General features: G+C 65.4%; 2 protein-coding genes. Both read left to right on the forward strand.

Translation table 11 applies throughout. The features are described from left to right. Positions 1–334 precede the first annotated feature (334 nt). A complete protein-coding gene (locus HX805_RS31895; RefSeq protein WP_177117649.1) occupies positions 335–13,258 on the forward strand; it encodes a non-ribosomal peptide synthetase in 12,924 nt (4,307 codons plus the stop codon). Continuing rightward, on the forward strand, positions 13,255–24,672 hold the full coding sequence (locus HX805_RS31900; RefSeq protein WP_177117650.1) for a non-ribosomal peptide synthetase: 11,418 nt from the start codon (positions 13,255–13,257) through the stop codon (positions 24,670–24,672). The genes HX805_RS31895 and HX805_RS31900 overlap by 4 nt, the downstream gene beginning before the upstream one ends. Positions 24,673–24,725: the final 53 nt, after the last annotated feature.

Consider the following 24,725-nt stretch of genomic DNA (forward strand, 5'->3'; position numbering starts at 1 on the left):
GCGAGGTGCCGAGTGGTGGGGCAAGAGCGTTTTGCTTACTTTTGCGCTCTTCAAAAGTGAGCCGCTGTAAGAGCGGAACCAATCGAAGCCATCACCCAAATAACGGATATGCCCCCCATCCAACAAATACGAAAGTTCCCCCACGCCAGCCGCTTTGTCCCCGCTTCCCATGTCACCCCCCACCCCCCGAATCCTCTAATTTCCCAACCCTGCGGGAAGCCTCCCGGCCCACGACTGCGCCCGCGCTTTAAACCGGGCCTCCCAGGCACTTACGCGACAGCTGAAAACGGACTTTCTCCTCAACCGTATCCGACTCAAAAAAGCAGGTTACCCCATGCAGTTCAGCAAATTACTGGCAGCTCTTTCCACCCACCCGATCCGCCTGCAAATGGACGAAGGCGACCTGATCATCCTGGGTGACGACGACGCGCTGGATGACGCCCTATGGGACCAACTGATCGCCCACAAACCCCAACTGCTCGACCTCGTCGCCCAACACGGCGGCGACTGGCTCAGCCCGGCCTATCGCATCACCCCGGACATGCTGCCCCTGGTCAACCTCGACCAACCCGCCATCGACCGCATCGTCGCCGCGATCCCCGGCGGGGCGGCGAATGTGCAAGATATCTACCCCTTGGCGCCGCTCCAGGAAGGCATGCTCTACCACCATCTGTCAGCGCACCAGGGCGACCCCTACGTGCTGCACGCGCAGTTCGTGTTCGACAGCCGTGCCCGTCTTGAAACCTTCGCCCAGGCCTTGCAATGGGTCATCGACCGCCACGATATCCTGCGCACCTCGATGGCCTGGGATCGCCTCGACGAACCCCTGCAAGTCGTCTGGCGCAAGGCCTCGCTGGCCTGCGAAGAAGCCCGCCTCGACGGCGATGTACTGACCCAACTGCAAGCCCTCTACGACGCCCGCAACTACCGCATGGACCTCGGCCAGGCACCGCTGCTGCGCCTGGTGTTCGCCGAAGACCCGCGCAACCAGCGTGTGGTCGCCATGCTGCTGTTCCACCACACCATCCTCGACCACACCGCCCTCGACGTGGTGCGCCGGGAGATCCAGCTGCACCTCGCCGGCCAGACCGAACACGCCAGTGCACCGGTGCCGTTTCGCAACTACATCGCCCAGGTCCGCCATGGCGTCAGCGAACAGGCTCACGAAGCGTTCTTCCGCGAGATGCTGGCCGATATCGACGAGCCAACCCTGCCGTTCGGCCTGCAGGATGTTCAGGGTGACGGGCATGGCATCGACGAAACCCGCATTGCCGTCGACGGCGATCTAAGTCGCCGTCTAAGGGCCCAGGCAAGACCGTTGGGTGTCAGCCCGGCCAGCGTGATGCACCTCGCGCTGGCCCAGGTGCTGGGCAAGGTTTCCGCTCGCGAAGCCGTGGTATTTGGCAGCGTGATGCTCGGCCGCATGGGCGCGGGCGAGGGTGCCGACCAGGCCCTGGGCATGTTCATCAATACCCTGCCGCTGCGGGTGGATGTAGGCGAACAAGGCGTGCGCGCCGCCGTGCACACCACCCACAAGCGCCTGACCGAACTGCTCGATCACGAACACGCCTCCCTGGCCCTGGCCCAGCGTTGCAGCGGTGTGGCCGCACCCACGCCGTTGTTCAGTGCCATCCTCAATTACCGTCACAGCGATGCCTCGGACACCCAGGCGGTGATCGACATCGCCGAAGGCATCCAGGTGTTGGGCGCCGAAGAACGCACCAACTACCCGCTGACGGTCAACGTCGATGACCTGGGCGAAGGCTTTGCCTTTACCGTGATGGTGGACGCCTCCATCGGCGCGACGCGCATTGCCGGTTACCTGCACACCGCCCTGGAAAACCTGGTGCTGGCCCTGGAACAAACGCCAGATGCACCGTTGCACAACCTGGGCATCCTGCCTGCCGCCGAACGCCAGCATCTGCTGCATGGCCTTAACGCCAGCACCCGGCACTACGCCGATTCAGCCCTGATCCACCAGCAAGTCGAAGCTCATGCCGCCAGCCATCCCGAAGCCATCGCGCTGCGCTTTGAACACGAACACCTGAGCTACCGCGAGCTGAACGAGCGCGCCAACCAGGTTGCGCATTGCCTGCTCAAGCATGGCATCCGCCCCGACGACCGGGTGGCGATCTGTGTCGAACGCGGGCTGGAAATGATCATTGGCCTGCTGGGGATTCTCAAGGCTGGGGCGGGTTATGTGCCGATCGATCCGGCCTACCCGCTGGACCGTATCGCCTACACCCTGAAAGACAGCGCGCCGCTGGCGGTGCTGGTGCAGGACGACACCCGCCACCTGGTGGGCGACGTCACGTCGATCGACCTCAACAGCCTGCAGCACGAGCCCATCGTCAACCCCAACGTTGCAATCAGCGCGTCCAGCCTGGCCTATGTGATCTACACCTCCGGCTCTACCGGCCTGCCCAAGGGCGTGATGATCGAACACCGCAACGTCGCGCGACTGTTCAGCGCCACCGAGCATTGGTTCAAGTTCAACGCCAATGACACCTGGGCGCTGTTCCACTCGTTTGCCTTCGACTTCTCCGTGTGGGAGATCTGGGGCGCGCTGATGCATGGCGGGCAGTTGCTGGTGGTGCCGCAGTTGGTCAGCCGCTCGCCGGACGAGTGTTACGCACTGCTGTGCGAAGCCGGCGTCAGTATTCTCAACCAGACCCCGAGCGCGTTCCGCCAGTTGATCGCGGCGCAGGGCCGCAGCCAGCAACTGCACTCGCTGCGCCAGGTGATCTTCGGCGGTGAAGCCCTGGAACCGGGGATTCTCAAGCCGTGGTACGCCCGGGTGACCAACGCCGGTACGCGGTTGGTCAACATGTATGGCATCACCGAAACCACCGTGCATGTGACCTACCGTGCCCTGGAGGCGGCGGATGCACAGCGGGTGGGCGTGAGCCCGATTGGCGTGCGCATTCCCGACTTGCAACTGTATGTGCTGGACGCCCGCCGCGAACCGGTGCCGAGCGGCGTAGTCGGGGAGTTGTACGTCGGCGGTGCCGGCGTGGCGCGGGGTTATCTCAACCGCGATGAGCTGACGGCCAAACGTTTTCTGACGGATTCCGCAACCGGCCTGCGCCTGTACAAGACCGGTGACCTCGGCCGGATGCTGGCCGACGGCAGTGTCGAGTACCTGGGGCGCAACGACGACCAGGTGAAGATTCGCGGTTTCCGTATCGAACTGGGGGAGATCGAAGCACGCCTGGCCACCTGCGAAGGTGTGCGCGAAGCCGTGGTGATTGCCCGCGAAGACGAACCGGGCGACAAGCGCCTGGTGGCCTACGTGATTGCCCAGCCTGAACACACGCCCACTGCCGCTGAGCTGCGTGACCACCTGCTGCTGTCCCTCGCCGAGTACATGGTGCCCAGCGCCTTTGTGCTGCTCGACGCGTTCCCGCTTACCACCAACGGCAAGCTCGACCGCAAGGCCTTGCCGGCACCGGACGCCGATGCCCTGGCCCGTCGTGGTTATGAAGCGCCACAAGGCGCGGTGGAAACCGCGATCGCGAATCTCTGGCAAGACCTGCTCAAGGTCGACCGGGTCGGGCGCCAGGACAACTTTTTCGAGCTGGGCGGCCATTCGTTGCTGGCGGTCAAGCTGATCGAGCGCATGCGCCAGCTCGAGCTGAGCGCCGATGTGCGGGTGCTGTTCGGCCAGCCGACCCTGGCTGCGCTGGCCGCTGCGGTGGGCGGGCAACATGAAGTGCAGGTCCCGGCCAACCTGATCGGCGAAGCGACGCGGCACATCACCCCGGACATGCTGCCGCTGGTGAATCTCGACCAGCAGGCCATCGACCATATCATCGCCAGTGTCCCCGGCGGCATCGCCAACGTGCAGGACATCTACGGCCTGGCCCCGTTGCAGGCCGGCATCCTCTATCACCACCTGGCGACCACCGAGGGCGATCCCTACGTGTTGCAGGTGCAGTTCAGCTTCAGCGGCCATGAGCCGGTCGAGGCGTTTATCTGTGCGCTGCAAAGCGTGATCGAGCGCAACGATATTCTGCGCACCGGCATCATGTGGGAAGGCCTGGACGAGCCGGTGCAGGTGGTGTTGCGCCAGGCACTGCTGGTGGTTGAGCAGGTCGACGTGGATCCACACAGCGACGTTCTGGCACAACTGCAAGCACGCTTCGACCCACGCCACTATCGCCTCGACCTGTCCCGCGCCTCGCTGATGCGCTTTGCCTACGCCGAGGATCAGGGCCGTCATGTCGGCATCCTGCTGCTGCACCACATCCTGCTGGACCACACCGCGTTGCAGGTGCTGGTAGAAGAAATGAGCGCCAGCCTCGCAGGCGAAACCGGCCTGCTGCCGGACGCCGTGCAATACCGCAATTACGTGGCCCAGGCGCGCCTCGGTGTGAGCGCTGCGCAGCATGAGGCGTTCTTCAGCGAAATGCTCGGCGACATCGACGAGCCGACCCTGGCCTTCGGCTTGCAGGACGTGAACCGCGACGGCAGCGGTGTGCGCGAAGCGCACGTGGCATTGGAACCGGCCCTCAGCCTGGGCCTTCGCGAGCAGGCCCGGCAACTGGGGGTGAGTGCCGCAAGCCTGGTGCACCTGGCGTGGGCCCAGGTCCTCGGCCAGGTCTCGGGCCAGGACGACGTGGTCTTCGGCACCGTGCTGCTGGGCCGGCTGCACGGCGGCGAGGGCGCCGACCGGGCGCTGGGAATGTTCATCAATACCTTGCCGTTGCGGGTCAGTGTCGGCGCGGTGGGCGTGCAGGCTGGCGTGCGCGCCACCCATGCGCGGCTGGCACAGTTGCTGGGGCATGAACATGCCTCCTTGTCCCTGGCCCAGCGATGCAGTGGCGTGTCCGGTGCGCTGCCGTTGTTCAGCACCTTGCTCAACTACCGCCACAGCGCGCCGGGTGAAGCGCCGGGCGCCAGCCCGTTCGCCGACGCCGGGATCGAAATCCTCAGTTCCGAGGAGCGCAGCAACTACCCGCTGGTGCTGAACGTCGACGACCTCGGCGCAGGCTTTGCCCTGACCGTGCAAGGCGTGGCGGAGGTGGATGTGCAGCGCGTCGGCGACTACATGCTCAGCGCCTTGCGCAACCTGGTCACGGCACTGCAACAGGCGCCGACCACACCGCTGCATCAAGTGTCGATCCTGCCACCCGCCGAGCGGCATCAAGTGCTGGTGGACTTCAACGCCACTGCCCGCGCCTACCCGGCTGCGCACACCGTGCACGGGATCTTCGAAGCCAGCGTCCTGACCAGCCCCGACGCGCTGGCGGTGGTGCACGGCGACGTGTCGCTGACGTACCGCGAACTCAACCTGCGGGCCAATCGCCTGGCCCACTATTTGATCGACCAGGGTGTAAAACCGGGCGACAGCGTGGCCATCGCGCTGCCACGTTCCATCGACCTGCTGGTCAGCCAGCTGGCCATCCTCAAGTGCGCGGCGGTGTACGTGCCGCTGGACATCAATGCGCCGCACGAACGCCAGGCGTTCATGGTGCAGGACAGTCACGCCGGGCAGGTGCTGCGTGATCTCGACGGGCTGAACCTCGACAATCAGCCGGCCCATAATCCGAACCTGTCCCAGTCTGCCGAAAGCGTGGCGTACATCATGTACACCTCCGGCTCAACCGGCGCGCCCAAGGGTGTGCAGGTGCCCCATCGCGCCGTCTCTCGATTGGTGATCAACAACGGCTATGCCGACTTCAATCACCGCGACCGGGTGGCCTTCGCCTCGAACCCGGCGTTCGACGCCAGCACCCTCGATGTGTGGGCGCCGTTGCTCAACGGCGGCTGCGTGGTGGTGGTCGAGCATGCCACGTTGCTGTCCCAGGCCGCGTTTGGCGCCCTGTTGCAGGAGCAATCCGTCAGCGTGTTGTGGATGACCGCCGGGCTGTTCCATCAGTACGCCGACGGGTTGATGCCGATGTTCCGGCAACTGCGCTACCTGATCGTCGGCGGCGATGTGCTCGACCCGCAGGTGATCGCCCGGGTGCTTGAGCACGGCGCGCCGCAGCACCTGCTGAATGGCTATGGCCCCACCGAAGCCACGACGTTTTCCACCACCTTCGAGATCAAGTCGGTGGGTGAGGGCGGTATTCCGATTGGTCGACCGATTGGCAACAGCCGTGCCTACGTGCTGGATGCACGGCAGCAGCCGGTGGCGTTGGGCGTGGTTGGCGAGCTGTACATCGGTGGCGCGGGTGTGGCCAAGGGTTACCTGAACCAGCCGCAATTGACCGCCGAGAAATTTATCGTCGACCCGTTCGGCGATGGGCTGCTGTACCGCACCGGCGACCTGGCGAGCTGGCAGGCGGACGGCACCTTGCTGTACCAGGGCCGCAATGACCATCAACTGAAAATCCGGGGTTTCCGTATCGAGCCCGGTGAAATCGAAAGCTGCCTCGCCAGCGTTTCCGGCGTCAAAGACACGGTGGTGCTGGCCCGTGAAGATGAGCCCGGCGACAAGCGCCTGGTGGCTTACTACACCGCCCAGGCGCCGCTGGGCATTGAAGCGTTGCGAGCGCACCTGCAAAGCCGGCTGCCGGACTACATGGTGCCGTCGGCCTATGTCTGGCTGGAACTGTTGCCGCTGACCGCGAATGGCAAGCTGGACCGCAAGGGCCTGCCTGCGCCGGATCAGGCGTCGCTGCTCAGCCGTGGTTTCGAAGCCCCGGAGGGCGAGGTGGAAACCCTGCTGGCGCAAATCTGGCAGGACGTGCTGAAGGTCGAGCGTGTCGGGCGTTTTGACCACTTCTTTGAACTCGGCGGCCATTCGTTGCTGGCGGTGAGCCTGATCGAGCGCATGCGCCAGGCCGGCCTGAGCGCCGATGTGCGGGTGCTGTTCAACCAGCCAAGCCTGGCGGCGCTGGCGGCGGCGGTGGGCAGTGGCCGGGAAATCGTGGTGCCGGCCAACGGCATTGCGCCTGGCTGCGAGCACATCACGCCGTCGATGCTGACCCTGGTCAAGCTGGACCAGCCGGCCATCGACCGCATCGTGGCCACGGTGCCCGGCGGTGCGGCCAACGTGCAGGATATCTACCCGCTGGCGCCGTTGCAGGAAGGCATCCTCTACCACCACATCAGCGCCGAACAGGGTGACCCCTACCTGCTGCAATCGCGCATGGCGTTTGACAGCGTCGAGCGTTTGCAGGCCTTCATGGGCGCGCTGCAAAAGGTCGTGGCGCGCCACGATATCCTGCGCACCAGCGTGGTGTGGGAAGGCTTGGACAGCCCGGTGCAAGTGGTGTGGCGCCAGGCCGAACTGGTGGTGCAGAACATCCCGCTGGACCCGGCCGATGGTGATGTGATCGAACAACTGCACGCGCGTTTTGATGCCCGCCACTATCGCCTGGATATCACCCAGGCGCCGCTGCTGCGCATGGTGTATGCGCAGGACCCGGCCAACCAGCGGGTCGCGGCGATCCTGCTGTTCCATCACCTGGCACTGGACCACACGGCCATGGAAGTGGTCGGCCAGGAAATGCGGGCGTTCCTGTTCAACCAGGCCGATGACTTGCCGGCCGCCGCACCGTTCCGTCACTACGTGGCCCAGGCTCGCCTGGGTGTCAGCGCCCAGGAACACGAGCAGTTCTTCCGCGAAATGCTCGCCGATGTCGACGAGCCCACGCTGCCCTTCGGCGTGCAGGATGTGCAGGGCGATGGCCGGGATATCGAAGAGGCCGAATTGCCCGTCGATGCAGGGCTGGCGCTGCGGGTTCGTGAACAGGCGCGGCAACTGGGGGTCAGCGCTGCGAGCCTGATGCACCTCGCGTGGGCCCAGGTCCTCGGGCTGGTGTCGGGCCGTCAGGACGTGGTGTTCGGCACCGTATTGATGGGCCGCATGCAAGCCGGCGAAGGTGCCGACCGGGCATTGGGCATGTTCATCAACACCTTGCCGCTGCGGGTGGAGGTGGGTGCCGACGCGGTACGTGCCGGCGTCAAGGCGACCCACGCCCGGCTCAGTGCCTTGCTGGGCCATGAGCATGCGTCCCTGGCGCTGGCCCAGCGGTGCAGCGGCGTGCCGACCTCGATGCCGTTGTTCAGTGCCTTGCTCAACTACCGCCACAGCACCCCGGGCGAAATGGCCCGCGACGGCCACGGTATCTGGGAAGGCGTGCAGTTGCTCGGCGGCGAAGAGCGCAGCAACTACCCGCTGACCCTGAGTGTGGACGACCTTGGCACAGGCTTCGGCCTGACGGTACTGGCGCTGGAATCCATCGGCGCGCAGCGCCTGTGCGACTCCATGCACAGTGCGCTGGAGCAACTGGTGGAGGCCCTTGAGCACGCGCCGCAAACGCCGTTGCATCAGTTGCCGGTACTGCCTGCCCGCGAACGCGAACACCTGCTGCGCAGCTTCAACGCCACCGCCCGCGACTACCCGCAAGGGCAGACCCTGCACGGCGCTTTCGAAGCCCAGGCCCTGCGCCTGCCGCAGGCGATTGCCGTGAGCCAGGACGGCCAGCACCTGACGTACCAACAGCTCAACCAGCGCGCCAACCAACTGGCCCATCACCTGCTGGCGCTGGGCGTACAGCCCGACGACCGTGTGGCGATCTGCTGCCGACGCGGCCCGCAGATGCTGGCGGGCCTGCTGGCGATTCTCAAGGCGGGCGCGGCCTACGTCCCAGTAGACCCGGCCTATCCGGCCGAGCGCATCGCTTACCTGCTGCAAGACAGCGCACCGGTCGCGGTCCTGGCCGAAGAGAGCACCCGTGGCGTGCTCGGTGATATCGCCATCGTCGATCTGCATGGCGCCTATCCCGACGGCACCAATCCCCACGTCTCCAGCCTGACCCCGGCGAACCTCGCCTATGTGATCTACACCTCCGGCTCCACCGGCCAGCCCAAAGGCGTGATGGTGGAACACCGCACCGTGGAAAACCTGGTGCATTGGCACTGTGAAGCCTTCGACCTGCAGGCCGGCAGCCACACCAGCAGCGTGGCCGGCTTCGGTTTCGATGCCATGGCCTGGGAAGTCTGGCCGGCATTGTGCGTGGGGGCGACCTTGCACCTGCCACCGGCCCATGTCGGCAATGAAAACATCGACGAACTGCTGGCCTGGTGGCTGGCCCAGCCGCTGGACGTGAGCTTCCTGCCCACCCCGGTGGCCGAGTACGCGTTCAGCCAGGACCTTGAGCACCCAAGCTTGCGCACCCTGTTGATCGGCGGTGATCGCCTGCGCCAGTTCAGCCATGAGCGACGTTTCGCGGTGATCAACAACTACGGCCCCACCGAAGCCACGGTGGTCGCCACCTCTGGCCGGGTGCGCGCCGGCCAGCCGCTGCATATCGGCAAGCCGATGGCCAATGCCACGGTGTACCTGCTGGATGCACAACAACGGCCGGTGCCGGTGGGTGTGGCCGGTGAGCTGTATGTAGGCGGCCGCGGCGTGGCCCGCGGCTACCTGAATCGCCCGGACCTGACCGCCGAGCGATTCCTCAATGACCCGTTCAACCCGGGCCGCATGTACCGCACCGGCGACCTGGCGCGCTGGCTGCCGGATGGCAACATTGAATATCTGGGCCGCAACGACGACCAGGTAAAAGTCCGGGGCGTGCGCGTCGAGCTGGGAGAAATCGAAACCCGCCTGGCCGCCGTCGACGGCGTCAAGGAAGCCGTGGTGCTGGTGCGCGACGGCCGCCTGGTGGCCTGGTTCACCCAGCAAACCCCGCTGGTTATCGAAACCCTGCGCGCCGAGCTGCACAGCCAACTGCCCGAGGCCATGGTGCCGGTGGCCTACGTCAAACTCGACAGCTGGCCGTTGACCGCCAACGGCAAGCTTGACCGCAAGGCGCTGCCGGCACCGGATCAGGCCGCCGTGCTCAGCCGGGAATATGAAGCCCCACGCGGCGAAGTCGAGACCACCCTGGCGCGGATCTGGGCCGAGGTGTTGCAGGTGGAGCAAGTGGGCCGCCATGACCACTTCTTCGAGCTGGGCGGCCATTCCTTGCTGGCGGTAAGCCTGATCGAGCGCATGCGCCAGGCCGGCCTCAGCGCCGATGTGCGGGTGCTGTTCAGCCAGCCGACGCTGGCGGCATTGGCAGCGGCAGTGGGCAGTGGCCGGGAAGTGGTGGTGCCGGTGAATGCCATCGCCGCCGATTGCCCGCGCATCACGCCCTCGATGCTGCCATTGGTGGAGCTGGATCAGCCGATGATCGACCAGATCGTCGCCAGCGTGCCGGGTGGCGCCGCCAATGTGCAGGATATTTACCCGCTGGCACCGTTACAGGAAGGCATTCTTTACCACTACATCACGGCGGAGCAGGGCGATCCGTACCTGCTGCAATCGCACCTGGCATTCGATACCCAGGCGCGCCTGGACAGCTTCGCCCAGGCCTTGCAGCAGGTGATCGACCGCCACGACATCCTGCGGACCGGTGTGGTCTGGGAAGGCTTGGCGCAGCCGGTGCAAGTGGTGTGGCGCAAGGCTCGATTGACGGTCGAAGCGCTGCATCTGGACGGTGATGTGCTGGCCGGCCTGCATCAGCGTTTCGACGCCCGGCGCTACCGGCTGGACATCGCTCAGGCGCCGCTGATCCGCCTGATGTACGCCAACGACCCGGCCAATCAGCGGGTGGTGGCGGTGCTGCTGTATCACCACATCGTGCTGGACCACACCGCGTTCGACGTGGTGCTGCGGGAAATGCAGGGCTACCTGCTGGGGCACCCCGCACCGCAGGCCGCGCCGATGCCTTATCGCAACTACGTGGCGCAGGCGCGACTGGGTGTCAGCGAGCAGGAACATGAAGGGTTCTTCCGCGAGATGCTTGGCGATATCCATGAGCCAACGCTGCCGTTTGGCTTGCAGGATGTGCAGGGCGATGGTCGGGATATCGAAGAAGTCACGCATCACCTGGACGCTGCCGTCAGCCGGCGCCTCAGGGCCCAGGCACGCCTGCTGGGCGTGAGCACCGCGAGCCTGTTCCACCTGGCATGGGCGCAGGTGTTGGCGGTGACGTCGGGCAAGCCGAATGTGGTGTTTGGCACGGTGCTGGTCGGCCGGATGCAGGGCGGCGAGGGCGCGGACCGGGCCCTTGGCGTGTTCATCAACACCCTGCCATTGCGCCTGGATATCGACGGGCAAGGCGTGCGCGACAGCGTGCGCAGCACCCATGCCCGGCTCACCGCGCTGCTGGGCCATGAACATGCTTCCCTGGCCCTGGCCCAGCGTTGCAGCGGGGTGGCGGCGCCGCTGCCGCTGTTCAGCTCGATGCTCAATTATCGCCACCGGGGCGGCGCCACCCGTTCACAGGACGCGCAGCACGCCTGGGAAGGCATGCAGACCCTGACCAATGACGGGCGCACCAACTATCCGTTGACCCTGAACGTCGATGACCTGGGTGATGGTTATGACTTCACCGCGTTGACCCCGGCCCAGGTAGGCGCACAACGGGTCTGCGGTTATATGCAGATGGCGTTGACCCAGTTGGTGGAGGCCCTGGAGCACGCGCCGCACCAGGCCCTTGACCGCCTGCCGATCCTGGGGGATGCAGAGCGTCAGCAACTGCTGTTTGATTTCAATGCCACCGAGGTTGACTACGACCTGGCGCAGACCCTGCACGGCCTGTTCGAGGCCCAGGTCGAGCGCACGCCGGATGCATTGGCGGTGAAGGCGGGTGAGCAATGCCTGACCTATGCCGAGCTGAACCAGCGCGCCAACCAACTGGCGCACCACCTGCGGGAACTGGGCGTGCAGCCGGATTCGCGGGTGGCGATTTGCGTCGAGCGTGGTCTGGAGATGGTCATCGGTCTGTTTGCGATCCTCAAGGCCGGTGGTGGTTATGTGCCGCTGGACCCGGCGTACCCGCTGGATCGCCTCGCCTACATGCTGCAAGACAGCCAGCCCGCGGCGCTGCTGGTGCAGGGCGCTACCCGTTCGTTGCTGGGCGACGTGACGGTGCCGGTGGTGGATCTTGACCAGAACACCTGGGCGCACCAGCCGGTGTCCAACCCACAGGTTCCCGGGTTGACCGCGCAGCACCAGGCCTACGTGATCTACACCTCCGGCTCCACCGGCCAACCCAAGGGCGTGATCAACGAGCACGCGGGTGTGGTCAACCGCTTGTTGTGGATGCAGGACGCCTACGGCCTGAACGCCACTGATGCGGTACTGCAGAAAACCCCGTTCAGCTTCGATGTGTCGGTGTGGGAGTTCTTCTGGCCCCTGTTCACCGGTGCGCGGCTGGTCATGGCACGCCCCGGCGGGCACAAGGAGCCGGCTTACCTGTGCGAGGTGATCGCGGCAGAACAGATCACCACCTTGCACTTCGTGCCGTCGATGCTCGATGTGTTCCTGGCCCACGGTGATGTCAGCCAGGGCGCCGGGCTGCTGCGGGTGATGTGCAGCGGCGAAGCCTTGCCCGGCGGCCTGGTGCGGCGCTTCAAGCAGCAATTGCCCGGCATCGGTTTGTACAACCTCTATGGCCCGACGGAAGCCGCGGTGGACGTGACCGCCTGGAACTGCGCCAGGCCCGTGGTGCCGGACAACACGCCTATCGGCAAGCCGATTGCCAACACCCGCATGTACCTGCTGGATGCCCGGTTGCAACCGGTGCCGCTGGGCGTGGTGGGCGAGCTGTTTATCGCCGGTGTGCAAGTGGCTCGCGGCTACCTGCACCGTCCCGAGCTGACGGCCGAGCGCTTCCTCAAGAACCCGTTCAACCCAGGCCGGATGTACCGCACCGGTGACGTCGGGCGCTACCTGCCGGATGGCAATATCGAGTACCTGGGCCGTAATGACGACCAGGTAAAAATCCGTGGCCTGCGTATTGAACTCGGAGAAATCCAGGCGCGGCTGACCGAGTACCCACAGGTGAAGGAAGCGGCCGTGTTGGCCCGCGACGAACGCCTGGTGGCGTACTACACCGGCGTGCCGGCCGATATCGAGCTACTGCGGGCGCACCTGCTGGCGCGCTTGCCGGACTTCATGGTGCCCGCGGTATTCGTCCATCTCGACGCTCTGCCCCTGAGCCCCAACGGCAAGCTCGACCGCAAGGCCTTGCCGACGCCGGGTGTGGAATCACTGATCGTGCGCGAGTACGAAGCCCCGGTGGGCGCTACCGAAATCACCCTGGCGCGGCTGTGGGCCGAGCTGCTGAAGGTGGAGCGGGTCGGGCGTCACGACAACTTTTTCGAGCTGGGCGGGCACTCGTTGCTGGCCGTCAGCTTGATCGGACGCTTGCGTCAGGAAGGCATGGAAGCCGATGTGCGGGGCCTGTTCGAACAGCCGACCCTGGCCGGCTACGCCGCAATTACCGAACGAATGGAGATCGTCCTGTGAGCATCATCGAACTGTTGGCGACACTCAAGGCCAAGGATGTGCAACTGGCGCTCAAGGGCGATCAGTTGTCGGTGCAAGGCAACAAGCAGGCCCTGAGCGACGCGGCACTGGTGGCTTCGCTGCGCGAACACAAGCCGGCGCTGATCGAGCTGATCAAGGCCGGGGAGTACTCGGCCACCAAGGCCGGTGAGGTGCAGGTGCCGGCCAATGGCATTCCACCGGGCGCTACCTCGATTACCCCGCAGATGCTGAGCCTGTCGACCCTCAGCCAGGCGTCCATCGACGGTATCCTCGAGACCGTCGAGGGTGGCGTCGCCAATGTGCAGGACATCTACCCGCTGGCACCGTTGCAGGAGGGCATCCTCTACCATCATGTGAGTGCCGAACACGGCGACCCGTACATCATGCAGTCGCTGTTTGCCTTCGACAGCCTTGAGCGTTTCGAGGGCTTTGCCCTGGCCTTGCAACAGGTGATCGACCGTCACGACATCCTGCGGACCGGCGTGGTGTGGGAAGGCCTGGAAGAGCCGTCGCAAGTGGTCTGGCGCACGGCGCGCCTGCCGGTGCAGGCGATTGAACTGGACCCGGCAGACGGCGATATCGCCGCCCAGTTGCATCGCCTGTTCGATGGCCGCCACTACCGCATGGACGTGACCCGCGCGCCGCTGCTGCGCCTGGTGCGGGCCTGGGATGAAGCCGGCCAACGGGTGGTGGCGATGCTGTTGTTCCACCACATGGCCCTGGACCACAGCGCGCTGGAAGTGGTCTGCCACGAGATGCAAGCCTGCCTGCTGGGCAGGGCGGCTGAACTGGGCCAGGCGGTGCCGTTTCGCAACTATGTCGCCCAGGCGCGCCTGGGCATCAGCGAGCAGGAGCACGAAGGGTTCTTCCGGCAGATGCTCGGCGACATCAGCGAGCCGACCTTGCCCTACGGCCTGCAGGATGTGCAGGGCGACGGCGACAACATCCAGGAGATCAGCCTGCCGCTGGCCCCGGAGCTGAGCCGGCGCTTGCGCGCCCAGGCCCGGCAGTTGGGCGTCAGCGCCGCGAGCCTGTTCCACATGGGCTGGGCCCAGGTGCTGGGAGTGCTGGCGGGCAAGGAACAGGTGGTGTTCGGCACGGTGCTGATGGGCCGCATGCAGGGCAGCCACGACACCGACCGTGCCCTGGGGATCTTTATCAACACCTTGCCATTGCGGGTGGATGTAGGCGCCGAAGACGTGCGCACCGGGGTCAAGGCGACCCATGCCCGGCTGACCACCTTGCTGCGTCACGAACACGCGGCGCTGGCCCTGGCCCAGCGTTGCAGCGGTGTAGTGGCGCCGACGCCGCTGTTCAGCGCGTTGCTCAACTACCGCCATAGCGCAGGCGGCGCGAGCGCCGAAGCGGTCTCGGCCTGGCAGGGTATTCAAGCGTTGCGCTCCGAGGAACGCACCAACTACCCGTTGACCCTGAGCGTCGACGACCTGGGCGAAGACTTCAGCCTGAGCCTGTTGGCCAGCGCCCAGGTTGATCCGCAGCGGGTGTGCGCTTATCTGCAAACTGCCCTGGGGAACCTGGTTCAGGCGCTGGAACAGGCACCCGAAACACCCTTGAATCGCTTGTCGGTGTTGCCCGAGGCGGAGCAGCGGCACTTGCTGGAGCAGTTCAACGCGACAGCCATCGACTTCCCGCAAGGCACCACCCTGCATGGGCGTATCGAGGCCCAGACCCTGCTGACCCCGGACGCGGTGGCCGCGGTGTATCAAGGCCGCCAGCTGACCTATGCCGAGTTGAATCAACAAGCCAACCTGCTGGCCCATCACCTGCTGGCGCTGGGGGTAAAACCCGACGATCGCGTGGCCATCGTTGCCCGGCGCGGGCTGGACACCCTGGCCGGGTTGCTGGCGATCCTCAAGTCCGGCGCCTGCTATGTACCGGTGGACCCGTCGCACCCGGCCGAGCGCCTGAGCTACCTGCTCGGCGACAGCGCCCCGGTCGCGGTACTGACCCAACATGCATTGCTGGAGCGCCTGCCCGCGCTCGATGTGCCGGTGATCAACCTGGACCGTTTTACCTGGCACCACCATTCGGCGAGCAACCCGCAGGTGGCCGTCACGCCCACCAACCTGGCCTACGTGATCTACACCTCCGGCTCCACCGGCCTGCCCAAGGGCGTGATGGTGGAACATCACACCGTGGCCAACCTGGTGGACTGGCACTGCACCGCGTTTGACCTGTGCGCAGGCCGCCACACCGCGAGCGTGGCCGGGTTTGGCTTTGACGCGATGGCCTGGGAAGTCTGGCCGGCACTGTGCGTGGGGGCCACCTTGCACCTGCCGCCGGCCCACGACGGCGCCGAAGATATCGACGCGCTGCTGGACTGGTGGCGCGCGCAACCGCTGGACGTATGTTTCCTGCCCACGCCGGTGGCCGAATATGCGTTCAGCCAGAACATCGAACACCCGACCCTGCGCACCTTGCTGATTGGCGGCGACCGCCTGCGCCAGTTCACCCGGGCCCAGCGTTTCGAGGTGATCAACAACTACGGCCCCACCGAAGCCACGGTGGTGGCGACCTCCGGGCGGATCGAGCCCGGGCAGCCGTTGCACATCGGCAAGCCCATTTCCAATGCCACGGTTTACCTGCTGGACGAACAGCAGCGCCCGGTGCCCTTGGGTGTTGCCGGTGAACTGTATGTGGGCGGCAAGGGCGTGGCGCGGGGTTACCTCAATCGCCCGGAAATGACCGCCGAACGTTTCCTGGATGACCCATTCAATTCGGGCCGCATGTACCGCACCGGCGACCTGGCGCGCTGGTTGCCGGACGGAAATATCGAGTACCTGGGCCGCAACGACGACCAGGTGAAAATCCGCGGTGTGCGCATCGAACTGGGGGAAATCGAAACCCGCCTCAACCAGCTGCCTGGCCTTCAGGAAGTGGTGGTGCTGGCCCGTGAAGACCAACCGGGCCAGCCAAGGCTGGTGGCTTACTTCACCGAAAACCCGCAATTCGAACCGCTTGAAGTGAGCGCAATTCGCACCCATCTGGTGGCGCACTTGCCGGACTACATGGTCCCGGTGGCCTACGTGAAACTCGATGCGTTGCCCCTGACTGCCAACGGCAAACTGGACCGCAAGGCCCTGCCAAAGCCGGACCTGGCCGCGGTCTTCACCCGCGAATACGAGGCGCCCCACGGCGACATCGAAACCGTACTGGCGCAGATCTGGGCGGACGTGCTGCAGGTGCAGCGCGTCGGGCGCCAGGATCATTTCTTTGAGTTGGGCGGCCATTCGTTGCTGGCCATGCGCATGGTGTCCCAGGTTCGCCAGCAACTGGGGGTCGACCTGGCACTGGGCGAACTGTTCGCCAATGCTGAACTGGCGGCGGTGGCGCAGGTAGTGGCCCAGGCCGGGCGCAGCACCTTGCCGGATATCCTGCCGGTGGCGCGGGACACGGAGTTGCCGTTGTCGTTTGCCCAGCAACGCCTGTGGTTCCTGGCGCTGATGGAGGGCGCCAACACCGCCTACAACATTCCCATCGGCCTGCGCCTGCGCGGGCAGTTGCACGTCGACGCGTTGCAACGGGCCCTGGCACGGATCGTCGCGCGGCATGAGACCTTGCGCAGCCGGTTTGCCCAGCAGGATGACGACGCCCAGGTGCTGATCGTGCCGCCTGAAGAAGTGATGCCCCTGCAAGTCCAGGACCTGCGTCGCCACCCCGAAGCACAGCAGGTGCTTGACGCGTTGATCCAGGGCGAAGCCTCGGCGCCTTTTGATTTGCAGCGCGGCCCGCTGTTGCGCGGGCGCCTGGTGATCATGGCCGACGATCACCACGTGTTGCTGCTGACTATCCACCACATTGTGTCCGATGGCTGGTCCATGGGCGTGCTGACCCGCGAACTGATGGCGCTGTACCAGGCGTTCAGCCACGGTGAGGCTGACCCACTGCCGCCGTTGCCGATCCAGTACAGCGACTTTGCCGTATGGCAGCGCCTGTGGCTGAGCGGCGAAGTGCTGCATCGCCAGAGCAGCTACTGGCAACACACCCTGGCCGGTGCGCCGGCGTTGCTGATGTTGCCGACCGACCGTCCACGCCCGGCCCAGCAGGACTACGCCGGCAGCAGCGTCGAGGTGCACCTGGATGAGCGCCTGAGCGCCGGGCTCAAGGCCCTCAGCCAACGCCACGGTACCACGCTGTACATGGTGATGATGACGGCGTGGGCCTCGTTGCTCGCGCGTTTGGCCGGGCAGGAGGAAGTGGTGATCGGCTCGCCAGTCGCCAACCGCCAGCGGGCCGAGGTGGAAGGCCTGATCGGGTTGTTCGTCAACACCCTGGCAGTGCGCATTGATACCTCGGGCGAGCTGAGCGCCGAGGCGCTGCTGGCGCGGGTCAAGGGGCTGGCGCTGGACGCCCAGGCTCATCAGGATCTGCCGTTTGAGCAGGTGGTGGAAATCACCCGGCCATTGCGCAGCCTGGCCCATAGCCCGCTGTTCCAGACGATGTTGACCTGGCAGGACAGTGACGCGCCGGTGCTGGCCCTCGGCGACCTGAGCCTTGAAGGCATTGTGGAGGACAGTCACTTTGCCAAGTTCGACCTGTCCCTGAACCTCGGCGAGACCCGGGGCGAAATTCGCGGCACCCTGGAATACGCCATCGCGTTGTTCGACGAGTCGACCATGCAACGCTATGTCGGCTATTTCACCCGCGTGCTGCAGGCCATGGTGGATAACGATCAGGCGGTGCTGGAGCAGGCTGACTTGCTGGACGATCAGGAGCGCCAGCATCTGCTGTTCGACTTCAATAACACCACAGTGGATTACAACCTCGACCAGACGCTGCACGGTATGTTCGAAGCCCAGGTGGCGAGAACGCCGGATGCGCTTGCGGTGAAGGCAGGCTCGGAGTGCCTGAGCTATCGCGAGCTGAACGAACGGGCCAATCAGTTGGCGCACCATCTGCGGGAGCTGGGTGTACAGCCGGATTCGCGGGTGGCAATTTGCGTCGAGCGCGGCCTGGAGATGGTCATTGGTCTGTTCGCGATCCTCAAGGCGGGCGGCGGTTATGTGCCGCTGGACCCGGCGTATCCGCTGGAACGTATCGCCTACATGCTCAAGGACAGCGCACCGGCCGCCGTGCTGGTACAGGGCGAACCCCGTTCGTTGCTGGACGACGTCACGGTGCCGCTGGTGGACCTGGACCGGAACACCTGGCAGCACCAACCAACGTCCAACCCACGAGTGGATGGGCTGACCGCGCAGCATCAGGCCTACGTGATCTACACCTCGGGTTCTACCGGCCAACCGAAAGGCGTGATCAACGAGCACGCGGGCGTGGTCAACCGCCTGCTGTGGATGCAGGACGAGTACGGGCTGACTGCCCAGGACAGGGTGTTGCAGAAAACCCCGTTCAGCTTCGACGTGTCGGTGTGGGAGTTCTTCTGGCCGCTGTTCACCGGCGCGCGGTTGGTGATGGCGCGTCCTGGCGGGCATAAAGACCCGGCCTACCTGTGTGAGGTGATCGAGGCGGAGCAGATCACCACGCTGCACTTTGTGCCGTCTATGCTCGATGTGTTCCTGGCCCACGGCGACGTCAGCCAGAGCGCCGGGCTGGTGCGGGTGATGTGCAGTGGTGAAGCGTTGCCCGGCAGCCTGGTGCGCCGCTTCAAACAGCAGTTGCCGGGCATCGGTTTGTACAACCTTTATGGCCCGACGGAAGCGGCGGTGGACGTGACAGCGTGGGATTGCGCCGGGCCCGCCACGCCGGACAACACCCCCATCGGCAAGCCGATTGCCAACACCCGCATGTACCTGCTGGACGGGCAGTTGCAGCCTGTTCCATTGGGTGTGGTGGGCGAGCTGTTCATCGGCGGTGTGCAAGTGGCGCGGGGTTACCTGCACCGTCCTGAGCTGACCGCCGAGCGCTTCCTCAAGGACCCGTTCAGCGCCGGCCGGATGTACCGCACCGGCGACGTCGGGCGCTACCTGCCGGACGGCACCATCGAGTATTTGGGCCGCAATGACGACCAGGTGAAAATCCGTGGCTTGCGCATCGAACTGGGGGAGATCCAGGCGCGACTGCTGCAATTCCCGCAGATCAACGAAGCCGCCGTGGTCGCCCGCGATTCACGGCTGGTGGCTTACTACACCGGCACGCAGGCCGACATCGACGCCCTGCGCAGCCATCTGCTGGAGCAGTTGCCGGACTACATGGTGCCGGCGACCTTCATGCACCTGGAGGCCTTGCCTCTGAGCCCCAATGGCAAGCTTGACCGCAAGGCACTGCCGGCGCCGGGCCTGGAATCGGTGAGCGCCCGGGAGTACGTCGCGCCTGTGGGTGAGACCGAAATCACCTTGGCCGGCCTCTGGGCTGATTTGCTCAAGGTGGAGCGTGTCGGTCGGCACGACCATTTCTTCGAGCTGGGCGGCCATTCGCTGCTGGCCGCCAGCCTGATCGGCCGCATGCGTCGGGTCGGGTTGTCGGCGGATGTGAAAGTCCTGTTTGGTCAACCCACCCTTGCAGCCTTGGCGGCTGCCGTGGGTGGTGGTCGCGAAGTCGTGGTGCCGGCCAATGGGATCGCCGCGGATTGCACGCGGATCACCCCGGACATGCTGACGCTGGTGAACCTGAAGCAACCCGCCATCGACCGCCTTGTCGCGAGCATTCCCGGCGGCGCGGCCAACGTGCAGGATATCTACCCGCTGGCGCCGTTGCAGGCCGGGATCCTGTATCACCATCGCGCAGTGCAACAGGGTGACGCGTACCTGTTGCAGGCGCAGTTTGCCTTCGCCAGCGTCGAGCGCCTTGAAGCGTTTGCCCAGGCGTTGCAGGCGGTGATCGAGCGGCAGGATATCCTGCGCTCGTCGATGCACTGGGACGGGCTGGAAGAACCGGTGCAGGTGGTGTGGCGCCAGGCCTCGCTGCGGGTTGAGGCGGTTCAGGCGACGGGCAATGTGCTGGCGCAATTGCAGGCGCGCTTCGAACAGCATCGGCTGAACTTGGCTCAGGCACCGCTGATGCGCCTGGTGTACGCCGAGGACCCGGCCAACCAGCGGGTGGTTGCGTTGTTGCTGTTCCATCATCTGGTGATGGACCACGTTGCGCTGGAGGTGCTGCAGCACGAGATGCAGGCGTGCTTGCTCGGCCGGCGCGAGCAGTTGGGGGCGGCGGTGCCGTATCGCAATTATGTGGCGCAGACGCGGTTGGGCATGCGCGAGGAAGAGCACGAAGCGTTCTTCCGCGAGATGCTCGGGGAGGTCGATGAGCCGACGCTGGCATTGAGTGCACCGGGTGAAGCGCAACAGGCACATTTGCGCGTCGACCCGCTGTTGAACGGGCGCCTGCGCACCCTGGCACGGCAGCTTGGGGTGAGTGCTGCGAGCCTGATGCACCTGGCCTGGGCGCAGGTGCTGGGTAAGGTTTCCGGCCGCGAGCAGGTGGTGTTCGGCACCGTATTGCTGGGCCGGCTGCAAGGCGGCGAAGGCGCCGAACGTGCCTTGGGCGTGTTCATCAACACCTTGCCGCTGCGGGTCGACCTGGGTGAGCGCACGGTGCACGCAGCGCTGATGGCAACCCACGCAAGCCTGACCCGGTTGCTCAGTCACGAACATGCGCCACTGGCCCTGGCCCAGCGTTGCAGCGGGCTGCCGGCCAATACGCCGCTGTTCAGCGTGCTGTTCAACTATCGCCACAGCGCCCCGCACGCTGGCGGCGTAGCCGAGGCGTGGCAGGGCATGCAGGTGCTCAAGGCCGAGGAACGTACCAACTTTGCACTGTCCCTGAGTGTCGATGACCTGGGCGACGGGTTTGGCTTTGACGCCATGGGGCAGGGCGCGCCACGCCTCTGCGAGTACCTGCATGTTGCCCTGGAGCAACTGGTGCAGGCCTTGGAACAGAATGCAGGGGGCTCAATCAGCCAACTGTCGATTCTGCCGGCGGCGGAGCGTGAAAAACTGCGGATGGAATTCAACGCCACCCAGCGCGAATTCCCTCACGAACATACGGTGCAGCGTTTGTTCGAAGCCCAGGCCCAGGCACGCCCGGGTGCTATCGCAGTGGTGCATGGTGAACACACCCTGAGTTACGGCGCGCTGAACACCCGAGCCAACCAGTTGGCGCACCACCTGCGCAACCTGGGCGTGCAGCCCGGCGACCATGTGGCGATCCTGTTGCCGCGCTCGATTGACCTGTTGCTCAGCCAACTGGCAATCCTCAAATGCGCGGCGGCCTACGTGCCGCTGGACATCAACGCCCCGGCCGAGCGTCAGGCCTTTATGGTGCAGGACAGTGGCGCAGTGTGGCTGTTGACCCACAGCAGCGAGCCCGTCGCTTACCCGGCCCGACGTATCGACCTCGACACCCTGGCGCTGGACCCGCAACCGAGCCACAACCCGGACCTGTCGCAGTCCTCGGAGCGTGTGGCGTACATCATGTACACCTCCGGTTCCACCGGCACCCCCAAGGGTGTGCTGGTACCGCACCGGGGCATCACGCGGCTGGTGATCAATAACGGTTACGCCGATTTCAACGCCCATGACCGCGTGGCGTTCGCTTCCAACCCGGCGTTCGACGCGAGCACCATGGACGTGTGGGGCCCCTTGCTCAACGGTGGCCAGGTGCTGGTGATCGACCATGCGACCTTGCTCGACCCCGGCGCGTTTGGCCGGGCACTGAAGGCGGGCGGGGCGACGATCCTGTTCGTCACCACTGCGCTGTTCAACCAGTACGTGCAATTGATTCCCGACGCGTTGGCCGGGCTGCGCATCCTGTTGTGCGGCGGCGAACGGGCCGACCCGGCGGCGTTCCGCAGCCTGCTGGCCCAGGCGCCGGCACTGCGGCTGGTGCATTGCTACGGCCCGACGGAAACCACCACTTACGCCACCACGCATGAAGTGCAGGCCATCGCCGCCGATGCCGAAAGCGTGCCGATCGGCAGGCCGATTGCCAACACGCAAATCCACCTGCTGGATGCGCACTTGCAGCCGGTGCCGCTGGGCGTGGTCGGGGAAATCTGCATTGGCGGGCATGGCGTGGCCAAGGGGTACCTGAACCGGCCGGAGCTGACGGCCGAGAAGTTTGTCGATGATCCGTTTGGCGATGGCTTGTTGTACCGCACCGGCGACCTTGGGCGCTGGTCGGCGGACGGACTGCTGGAGTGCATCGGGCGTAATGACGACCAGGTGAAGATCCGCGGCTTCCGCATCGAGTTGGGCGAGATCGAAGCACGCCTGGCCACCTGCAGCGGCATCAAGGATGTGGTGGTGCTGGCACGAGAAGATGCGCCGGGGGACAAGCGCCTGGTGGCGTACTACACCGGCGAGCCGCTGGCCATCGAAGGGTTGCGCAGTCATCTGCTGCAGCACCTGCCGGACTACATGGTGCCATCGGCCTATGTACCGCTGGAAAAAATGCCCCTGACAGCCAACGGCAAGGTCGACCGCAAGGCTTTGCCGGTGCCCGCGCTGGAGGCATCGGCGAGCCTCGTGTTCGAGGCGCCGGCGAACGAGCTGGAACAGACCCTGGCACGCCTCTGGGCCGAGGTGTTGCGGCTGGAGCAGGTCGGTCGCCATGACAGTTTCTTTGAACTGGGTGGCCATTCGTTGCTGGCGATCCGGCTGGTCAACCTGATGGAAGAGGCGGGGCTTGAGGTGTCGTTGGCCGAGCTGTTCCAGCACGCCAGCGTGGCCTCGGTTGCCTCGATGCTCGGTCAGCGCACGGCGCGGGAGGACAACAGCTCGCTGATCACCGTACGCGCCAGCGGCAGCCAGCCGCCGTTGTTCCTGGTGCATGAGTTCAGCGGCATGGACGTGTATTTCCCGGCGCTGGGTCGGCACCTGCCGGGGGACTACCCGATCTATGGCCTGCCCGGTGCACCCCTTGGCGAGGTGCAGTTGCAGACCATGGAAGGCCTGGCGGCGCGGCTGGTGGGGATCATCCGCTCGGTGCAGCCCCATGGGCCGTATCGGCTGGCGGGTTGGTCGTTCGGCGGGGTGTTGGCCTATGAAGTGGCGATGCAACTGCAGGGGCTGGACGAACCGGTGGCATTCCTCGGGTTGATCGACAGCTACGTGCCGCGCATGACCGACCAGGGCAAGGCGCGCTGGAGCGGGCCGGATGCCCTCAAGCGGCATTTGCTGTTGCAGTGCACGGCGTATTGGAAGGCACAGGGAGGTGTGGATGAGTTGGCGAGCCTTGAGCAACTGGAAGCGGACATTGGACAGCTGGACTTTGCGGGTTTGCTGCAACGCTGCCGCGATCGGCATTTGTTGTACGCGCAGATGGCGGCGGCTTCGGACGCGGACCTGTTGAGTTTTATCCAGCGGGAAGTCGGGCATGGGCATGCGTTGGCGCATTACAGCCTGTTCCCGATGCCGCTGGCGGTGCACTTGTTCAGCGCCGCCGAGCGGCCGACGGAACTCTCGCGGCGCAGCCTGGATTTGGGATGGGATGAGGCACTGGCCGTGGGGCAATTGCGCCGCATTGAGGTGCCGGGGGATCACCAGAGCATGATGCAGGCACCGCATATCCAGGCGCTGGGGCAGGCGATGGTTGAGGCCCTGGCGTTGAGTGAGGCGCCGGCGGTGGCGGTGCATCAGCCGTTGTTGCGGATCCAGAGTGGTCGCGCCGGGCAGGCACCGATCTTCTGTGTGCCGGGGGCGGGGGATAGCGTGACGGGGTTTGTAGGGTTGACCGAGGCGTTGGGACGGGACTGGCCGATCTTTGGCTTGCAGCCCCGTGGGCTGGATGGGGAGGTGGTGCCCCATAGCCAGGTTGAGGCGGCGGCGCGCTGTTATTTGCAGGCCCTGGAGCAGGAATGTCCTTCGGGGCCAGTGCATTTGGTGGGGCATTCGTTTGGCGGTTGGGTGGTGTTCGAGATGGCCACGCGGTTGCAGGCTCAGGGGCGTGAGGTGGCGTCGTTGACGTTGATCGACAGCGAGGCGCCCGGGGGCAATGGGGTGGTGGGCCGGCCCTATACCACGACGGCGGCGTTGTTGCGGTTGGTGGAGTCGATGCAGGTGGCTTCGGGTAAGTCGCTTGGGATTGATGCGGTGGATTTTGCCGGGCGCGATGAAGTGGAGCAGCGAAGGTTGTTGCATGGGGGGATGGTGGGGGTTGGGTTGTTGCCTGCGCGGTCTTCGGTGGAGGCGATGGATGGGCCGGCGCGCACGTATGCCTCGGCGTTGCGCACGGTTTATCGGCCTGGTCGGCGGTATGAGGGGGTGGTGCGGTTGGTGTTGGCGGAGGATCCGACCCTGGACGCGGCAGGGAATCAGCGGGAGCAGGGGTTGATGGTTGAGGGGTGGCGCGGGTGCGTGGGGGTGTTGGAGGTTTGGTATGGGCCGGGGAATCATTTTTCGCTGCTCAAGGCGCCGAACGTCTTTAGTTTGGCGGCTTGGTGGCGGGATGGGGTTGTGGTTGGGGAGCGGGTTTCGTGAGTGTACATATCCGTTGCTGCGGTAACGGCCACTTAGGGTTCCGCTCTTACAGC

The organism is Pseudomonas sp. G5001 (assembly GCF_013385475.1).
In the GTDB taxonomy this organism is placed as follows: Bacteria; Pseudomonadota; Gammaproteobacteria; order Pseudomonadales; family Pseudomonadaceae; genus Aquipseudomonas.